The 7,615-nt window shown below is 66.1% G+C and carries 5 protein-coding genes; 4 read left to right on the forward strand and 1 reads right to left on the reverse strand.

Going from position 1 to position 7,615, the window contains the following annotated elements:
- Nucleotides 1–381: 381 nt before the first annotated feature.
- Nucleotides 382–1,224: a nitrilase-related carbon-nitrogen hydrolase gene (locus tag ACSZL9_RS04895; RefSeq protein ID WP_446664351.1), complete on the forward strand. Its 843-nt coding sequence runs from the start codon at nucleotides 382–384 to the stop codon at nucleotides 1,222–1,224.
- A gap of 467 nt (nucleotides 1,225–1,691) precedes the next feature.
- On the opposite strand, the gene ACSZL9_RS04900 is transcribed toward ACSZL9_RS04895, so the two are convergent.
- The gene (locus ACSZL9_RS04900) at nucleotides 1,692–3,260 is read right to left on the reverse strand and encodes a PucR family transcriptional regulator (RefSeq protein WP_446664352.1); all 1,569 of its coding nucleotides are present in this window, start codon (nucleotides 3,258–3,260) and stop codon (nucleotides 1,692–1,694) included.
- 222 nt (nucleotides 3,261–3,482) lie between these two features.
- Between ACSZL9_RS04900 and ACSZL9_RS04905 the strand changes: the two genes are divergently transcribed.
- Genes ACSZL9_RS04905 through ACSZL9_RS04915 form a run of 3 tightly spaced genes read left to right on the forward strand, consistent with a single transcriptional unit; the run spans nucleotide 3,483 to nucleotide 7,500 of the window.
- Nucleotides 3,483–5,075: an NCS1 family nucleobase:cation symporter-1 gene (locus ACSZL9_RS04905; protein WP_446664353.1), complete on the forward strand. Its 1,593-nt coding sequence runs from the start codon at nucleotides 3,483–3,485 to the stop codon at nucleotides 5,073–5,075.
- Nucleotides 5,072–6,472, forward strand: a complete 1,401-nt coding sequence (gene hydA / locus ACSZL9_RS04910) for a dihydropyrimidinase (RefSeq protein WP_446664354.1) — start codon at nucleotides 5,072–5,074, stop codon at nucleotides 6,470–6,472. The genes ACSZL9_RS04905 and hydA overlap by 4 nt, the downstream gene beginning before the upstream one ends.
- Nucleotides 6,472–7,500: a TIGR03842 family LLM class F420-dependent oxidoreductase gene (locus ACSZL9_RS04915; protein WP_446664355.1), complete on the forward strand. Its 1,029-nt coding sequence runs from the start codon at nucleotides 6,472–6,474 to the stop codon at nucleotides 7,498–7,500. Before hydA ends, ACSZL9_RS04915 begins: the two co-directional genes overlap by 1 nt.
- Nucleotides 7,501–7,615: the final 115 nt, after the last annotated feature.

Raw genomic sequence — 7,615 nt, forward strand, 5'->3', positions numbered from 1 at the left:
GTCCTGCTCGAGGACGACGCCTGCCCGTCGGGCCGGCACCGCGGTACCACCTCGCTTGTCGTATGGCGAAAGGCTTCTCGTCATACAACCGCTCTGCATGAGCTGTGACGGGCTCGTCCCGTCCGGTTCTACCGGGCGCGAAACGCCGTTCTTCCGGAAGCTCGCCGCTGATGACGGCTCGAACGCTGCTGCCCGCAGTCTATTCGCCCACATCGCCGCCCACCAACTCGATTGACGTTTCGAAGCCGTCTCCTCGTCGACCCTGACCTCGACACCGTGTAACACCACTTCGGATTCTCGTGACATGACGGTGGGTCACCGCGCGAACACGCCGCACTAGCGTCGGGCCGACATCGACCGAGGCGATCGAGGAGCCTGCCCATGACCACTGTCAAAGCCGCCCTGTTCCAGACCCACTGGCGCGGGGACAAGGACAAAATGCTCGACGCGCACGAGGAGGCAGCGCACCAGGCAGCGAGCCAGGGCAACCAGGTGATCTGCTTCCAGGAACTGTTCATGGGACCGTTCTTCGCCCAGGTCCAGGACAAGGCCTGGTACGAGTACGCCGAGGCCATTCCGGACGGCCCGATCGTGCAGCGCTTCAGCGCGGTCGCCAAGGAGACCGGCCAGGTGATGATCCTGCCGATCTACGAAGAGGTGCAGCCGGGTGTGCTCTTCAACGCAGCCGCGGTGATCGACGCCGACGGCAAGTACCTCGGCAAGTACCGCAAGACGCACATCCCGCAGCTGCACGGCTTCTGGGAGAAGTTCTACTTCCGCCCCGGCGCCAACGACGGCTGGCCGATCTTCGAGACTGCGGTCGGCAAGGTCGGCGTCTACATCTGTTACGACCGGCACTTCCCGGAGGGCTGGCGCGGGCTCGGCCTGGCCGGCGCGGAGATCGTCTTCAACCCGTCGGCCACCTCGCGAGGGTTGTCCAACCACCTGTGGAAGCTGGAGCAGACCGCCGCGGCCGCCGCGAACATGTATTACGTCGGTGCCCTCAACCGGGTCGGCATCGAGCCGCTGGGTGATGACGACTTCTACGGCACGTCATACTTCGCCGACCCGCGTGGCGCGTTCGTCGGCGACGTCGCCTCCGACCAGGTCGAAGAGTTGCTCGTCCGCGACCTCGACCTCGACGCGATCCGCGAGCAGCGGGCCACCTGGGCGTTCTACCGCGACCGCCGACCGGACACCTACACCTCGATCACCGAGAAGTGAGGCGTATGGCGGGGTCTCGATACGGGCTCGCCTAGCGGCTCGCCCTACTCGACCAGCTTGACCGGGCTCGCCCTACTCGACCAGCTTGAACAAAGGTCCGTGAGGAGGTCGTGAGGCACGAGCGACCGTCTCGAAAGGACGAACGGGGCCTCGATACGGGCTCGCCTAGCGGCTCGCCCTACTCGACCAGCTTGACCGGGCTCGCCCTACTCGACCAGCTTGAACAAAGGTCCTTGAGGAGGTCGTGAGGCACGAGCGACCGTCTCGAAAGGACGAACGGGGCCTCGAGACGGGCTCGCCTAGCGGCTCGCCCTACTCGACCAGCTTGACCGGGCTCGCCCTACTCGACCAGCTTGAACAAAGGTCCTTGAGGAGGTCGTGAGGCACGAGCGACCGTCTCGAAAGGACGAACGGGGCCTCGATACGGGCTCGCCTAGCGGCTCGCCCTACTCGGCCAGCTAGACGGGTCAGCGGCCGCGAGCGCGCAGCGCGAGCAGTGCGACATACAGGCCGGCGACGGCACGCACGTCATCCAGATCGATGGTGAGCCGTTCGGTGATCTGCTCGAGCCTGCGGTAGACCGCCGGGCGCGAGAGGTGATGTGCGTGGGCCGTCGAGGACTTGTTGAGACCGCCGGCGATGTAGCTCTCCAACAGGTCGATGAGCTCCGGGCTGTCCAACAGCGGCCCGAGCTCACGATCGACGAAGTCCTGGACGTCGTGGTTGACCGCCAACACCTCGACGAGCCCCGGGAGCCGGAGGTCCGCCAGGCGGATCACCACCGGATCGCACCGGCCGAGCCGGGTCGCCGCGCTCAGTGTCTGTCGAGCCCGCACGAACGACTGCCCGAGGCCGCGCAGATCCTCCACCGCATCGCCCGCTGCGAGGAGCATGACCCGCCCGTCGGACTCGGCGGCCAGGTGTCGGCCGAAGTCGTCGACGGTGCTGGTCGCATCGTCGGACGGGTCGGAGGAAACCAGGATCCGCATGGTGCGGTGCTCGATCGGCCCGAGGAGCGCGTCGACACCGCACCGGCCCGCCACCGACCGCGCCCGGTCGAAGAGCATCGAGCATTCGCTCCGGCTGCGCGCGAGTCGAACCACCAGCGGCGTCAGCCGACGGTGCCGGACCCTGAACCCTGAAGCCCTCGCACGCAATTCGAGCAGGTCGGTGCCGCCGTGACCGCCGAGCAGGTCCGCCAGCAGCACCTCTTGCGCCTCTCGCTGCCAGTCACCGGTGCTGGGTGAGACGAGCTTGTACAGGTTGAGCGCCTCGACACCGCACCTGGCCACCACCTCGGAGCGCTCCTCCGGCTCGCCGTGTGCGAAGAGGATCAGCGACCCCCATGGGCGTCCCTCTTCGGTCAGCGTCGCGGCAACGATCCCGTCCGGCGTGATGTGCACATCACGGTCGTCGGCGAATCGGGAGATGTATTGCGACAGTCGCGTCCAGTCCCGCAACACCTCCCGGAGCCCTGCTTCCCCGGCGGCCAACTGCACCTGCCTCGCGGTGTTCTCCACCACGACCGGACACCCGGCGAAACTGGCGATCTCATCCACCAGCGCCTGCATCGGCGCTCGCTGAATCGTCAATTGGTGCAACATGTCTCGCACGCTCTCCGAGACCGCGGACCGACTCGTGGTCCGTGCGAGGATCGCGCTCTGCACCTCTTCGGTGATCGTCACGAAGGCGACCGGCCGCCACATCACCACCAGCGGTAGGTCGGCAGAGCGGCAGGCGCGCAACATGGCACGCGGCACGTCGTCGAACGCTCGGCCGATTCCGAGGAACACCGCCGCCGCACCTGCGGCGGCGATCTTCTCGACATACTCGACCTGGTCCTCGTCACTGGTCAGCATCACCCCGGTCGTGAGCACGACCTCGCCACCGGTGAGCATCGTCCCGATGTCCGGCACCTCGCCGACGTGACACCAACGCACCGACTCCGAGAGCTGGTCATGCCCGTGCATGACCTCAGGCTGTCCCTCCCGGCTGGCTGCCAGCTCGATCACGTCGCCGAGTGTCATCGGCTGCATCGGAACACCTCTCGGCCTCGCATCGGTCTCGGGCGCACGTCACCTACACCTCACATCGGACGCTGCTCCCTTTACTCTTCCTGATCCGGCGCTCGCATGCGGCTGTTCTATGCCGATACAAGACGGAACGTGGCCGGGAAGATGCGTGACACGGTGAACGAGTCCGAGCGGTTCGAGCGCCGATACCGTGACCGGCATTCTCCAACTGCCTAGGAGCCGGGTATGGCGATCGAGTCGACAGCTGTCCGCGACGGTCAAGCAGCCAGTCCAGACGGACGGGTCGAGTTGCGAGATACGTCGGTCCTGAACGACCCGGGACTGGCCAACGAGGACCTCAAGCCGGTGCCGGTGGCCGAGCGCAACTGGCACACCTACAACTACACCGCGCTGTGGGTGGGGATGAGCCACAACATCCCGTCGTGGCTGCTCGCTTCGGGTCTGGTCGCCGCCGGGATGTCCTGGCAACAGGCGGTTTTCATCATCCTGCTGGCGAACGTCATCGTGCTGATCCCGATCCTGCTCAACGGTCACGGCGGCACGAAGTACGGCATACCGTTCCCGGTGCTCGCACGCTCGTCGTTCGGCATCTTCGGCGCCAACCTGCCGGCACTGATCCGCGCCCTCGCCGCGACCTGCTGGTTCGGCGTGCAGACCTGGATCGGTGGTGAGGGCATCTTCCTGCTGGCCGGCAAGATGTTCGGCGACGGATGGGCGAACGCCGGGCACATCGGCGACTTCCCGTGGACCCAGTGGCTCAGCTTCTTCGTCTTCTGGTTGCTGGAGATCGCGATCATCGTCCGTGGCATCGACACCCTGAAACACTTCGAGAACTGGGCCGCTCCGGTGGTCCTGGTCGCCGCGGTCGCCCTGCTGATCTACATGTGGATCAAGGCCGGCGGCGTCGGCGACATCCTGTCGCAGCCCGGCACCCTGCACGGCCGCGACTTCTGGAAGGCGTTCGGCCCCGCCCTGATGGGGATGATCGGCTTCTGGGCCACGTTGTCGCTCAACATCTCCGATTTCACGCGCTTCGGCGGGTCGCAGAAACAACAAGCGCTCGGGCAGACCTATGGACTGCCCACCACGATGACGTTCTTCGCGCTGCTGTCGGTCTTCGTCACCTCGGCGTCGGAGAAGGTCTACGGCGAAGTCATCTGGGACCCGATCCAACTCGCCGCACGGATCGACAACTGGGTCGGCACCCTGCTCGCACTCGCGACCGTCATGGTCGCGACCCTGGCGGTGAACATCGCGGCCAACCTGGTGAGCCCGTCATACGACTTCGCCAACGCCGTCCCCAAGCGCATCAACTTCCGGCGCGGTGCACTGCTCACCTGCGTGCTCTCGGTGCTGATCATGCCGTGGGAGCTGGTGTCCAACCCGGACATCTACATCTTCACCTGGCTCAACTTCGTCGGAGCGATCCTCGGGCCGGTGGCGGGGATCCTGCTCGCCGACTACTGGTTCGTGCGCCGCAAGCACCTGGTGATCCGTGATCTCTACACCCGCGGACGCGGGCTCTACTGGTACCGCGGCGGGTGGAACTGGATCGCCGTCGCATCGTTCGCGGTCGCCGCGATCCTCGCCGGTGGTGGCTCCTACTCCAACGTCAATGCCAAGGGCGACAAGACCGGCCCGTTCCCGGTCGACGGCATCATCCCGTTCCTGAAATCGCTCGCGGACTACGGCTGGATCATCGGCCTCGTCGCCGGTGCGATCCTGCACACGGTCTTTATGAAACTGCTGAAAGCACCTGTCTCGTATGACGATTCGGCACTGGAAGTCGAAGAGGACGAAGAAGGAGTCACAGTATGACGTCAACACTCATCACCGGCGGCCGGGTCGTCTCACCCCAGGGTGCCGCGGCAGCCGATGTCCTGATCGACGGCGAGACGGTCTCGGCCGTCCTCGCACCAGGGACAGCGGCGACGCTCGGGGTCACCGCTGACCGGACCATCGACGCATCCGGGAAGTACGTCCTGCCAGGAGGCATCGACGTGCACACGCACATGGACATGCCGTTCGGCGGAACGTTCAGCGTCGACGACTTCGAGACCGGCACCCGCGCGGCTGCCTGGGGTGGCACCACGACGATCGTCGACTTCCCGGTGCAGAAGAAGGGCGGGTCGCTGCAGGAAGCGGTGGACACCTGGCACGCCAAGGCCGAGGGAAAGGCCTGCATCGACTACGGATTCCACGCGATCCTGGCCGACGTCAACGAGACATCGCTGAAGGAGATGGACGGCCTCGTCGACCAGGGCGTCACCAGCTTCACGCTGTTCATGGCATACCCGGGCGTCTTCCTGTCCACCGACGACCAGATCATCCAGGCGATGTACCGCGCCAGCGACAACGGCGCGACGATCATGATGCACGCCGAGAACGGCACGGCCATCGACCAGATCGTGCAGCGCGCGATCGCCGCCGGGCACACCGCGCCGAAGTACCACGGGCTGACCCGACCGATCGCCCTGGAGGCGGAAGCGGTCAACCGCGCGACCCAGATGGCCGATGTCACCGGGGCACCGCTCTACTTCGTGCACCTGTCCAGCGGCGCCGCCGTCGATGTGGTGACCGAGGCTCGGGACGCCGGCCGCAATGTCTTCGGCGAGACCTGCCCGCAATATCTCTTCCTCGACGAATCCGATCTGGCACGCCCGGATTTCGAAGGTGCGAAGTATGTCTGCACGCCCGCGCTGCGACCGGCCGAGGAGCAGGCCAAGCTCTGGCGCGGGCTGCGCACCAATGACTTGTCGGTCGTCGCGACCGATCACTGTCCCTTCTGTTTCGTCCCCGACAAACAGCTGGGCAAGGACGACTTCCGCGCCATACCCAACGGCCTGCCCGGCGTCGAGCACCGGATGGACCTGCTGCACATGGGGGTGACCAAGGGCGAGATCAGCCTGGCCCGCTGGGTCGAGATCTCCGCAGCCACGCCGGCGCGAATGTTCGGCATGTACCCGAAGAAGGGAGTCGTCGCGCCGGGCGCCGACGCAGACATCGTGATCTACGACCCCGAGGCGAAGCAGACGGTCTCCGCGCAGACCCATCACATGAACGTCGACTACTCGGTCTACGAGGGGTGGGAGTTCACCGGCAAGGTCGAGACGGTGCTGTCTCGCGGCGAAATCGTCTTGACCGCAGGTGAATTCACCGGATCGCCGGGTCGCGGCCAGTTCGTCAAGCGTTCCCTGTCGCAGTACCTCATCTGATGGATTTCGGCATCGTCCTGCAGACCACTCCCCCGTCGGCGCGGGTGGTCGATCTGGCAGTGCAAGCCGACCGGCTCGGGTTCGATCACGTCTGGACCTTCGACAGTCACATCCTGTGGCAGGACCCCTACCCGATCTTCGGGCAGATCCTGGACCACACCCGACGTGTCATGGTCGGGCCGATGGTCACCAACCCCACCACTCGTGACTGGACGGTCACCGCGTCGCTCTTCGCCACGCTCAACGAGATGTACGGCAACCGGACAGTCTGTGGCATCGGCCGCGGCGACTCCGCGGTCCGGGTGGAGGGCGGTCGACCCAGCACGCTCAAGGTGCTGCGTGACGCGGTCGGCGTCATACGAGGTCTGGCATCCGGCGAGTCCGTCGCCTACGGCGACAGCACGCTTCGACTGCCGTGGGCGAGCAAGTCGGAGCTCGAGGTCTGGGTCGCGGCATACGGCCCGAAGGCGCTCAAGCTGACCGGTGAGGTTGCGGACGGCTACATCCTGCAGCTCGCCGATCCGCAGATCACCGCGTGGATGGTCGAGGCGGTGCGGTCCGCCGCCAGGGACGCCGGTCGGGATCCGGACGACATCACGATCTGTGTGGCGGCACCGGCATACATCACCGACGGCAGCGCCGAAGCCGCCGAGCACGCGCGCGACCAGTGCCGCTGGTTCGGTGGGATGGTCGGCAACCACGTCGCGGACATCGTCAGCCGGTATGGCGAATCCTCCGGTGTGCCAACGGCATTGACCGACTACATCAAGGCACGCGAGGGCTACGACTACAACCAGCACGGCCGGGCGGGCAACACGCACACGACCTTCGTGCCGGACGAGATCGTCGACCGGTTCTGCATCATCGGACCGCCCGAGGAGCACATCAAGCGGGTCGAGGAGTTGCGCGAACTGGGAGTCGACCAGTTCGCGGTCTACCTGCAGCACGACGACAAGGAGCACACCCTGGCGGCATACGCCGATCACGTGATGCCCGCGGTCAACGTCGCAACCGACGCCCGCACCTAGCCACCCCTTCGCCGAGAGGCCCACCGTTCATCGAGAGGCCCGGCGATTCGGGCCGAATTCGGCCCGAATCGCCGGGCCTCTCGATGAACGGTGGGCCTCTCGGCGAAGGGGTGGC

This window comes from Flexivirga sp. B27 (assembly GCF_052905685.1).

Excerpts from the sequence above, each read along its gene's own strand:
- ACSZL9_RS04895 (WP_446664351.1), top strand. The coding sequence starts at position 382 with ATGACCACTGTCAAAGCCGCCCTGTTCCAGACCCACTGGCGCGGGGAC.
- ACSZL9_RS04900 (WP_446664352.1), bottom strand. The coding sequence starts at position 3,260 with ATGCAGCCGATGACACTCGGCGACGTGATCGAGCTGGCAGCCAGCCGG.
- ACSZL9_RS04905 (WP_446664353.1), top strand. The coding sequence starts at position 3,483 with ATGGCGATCGAGTCGACAGCTGTCCGCGACGGTCAAGCAGCCAGTCCA.
- hydA (WP_446664354.1), top strand. The coding sequence starts at position 5,072 with ATGACGTCAACACTCATCACCGGCGGCCGGGTCGTCTCACCCCAGGGT.
- ACSZL9_RS04915 (WP_446664355.1), top strand. The coding sequence starts at position 6,472 with ATGGATTTCGGCATCGTCCTGCAGACCACTCCCCCGTCGGCGCGGGTG.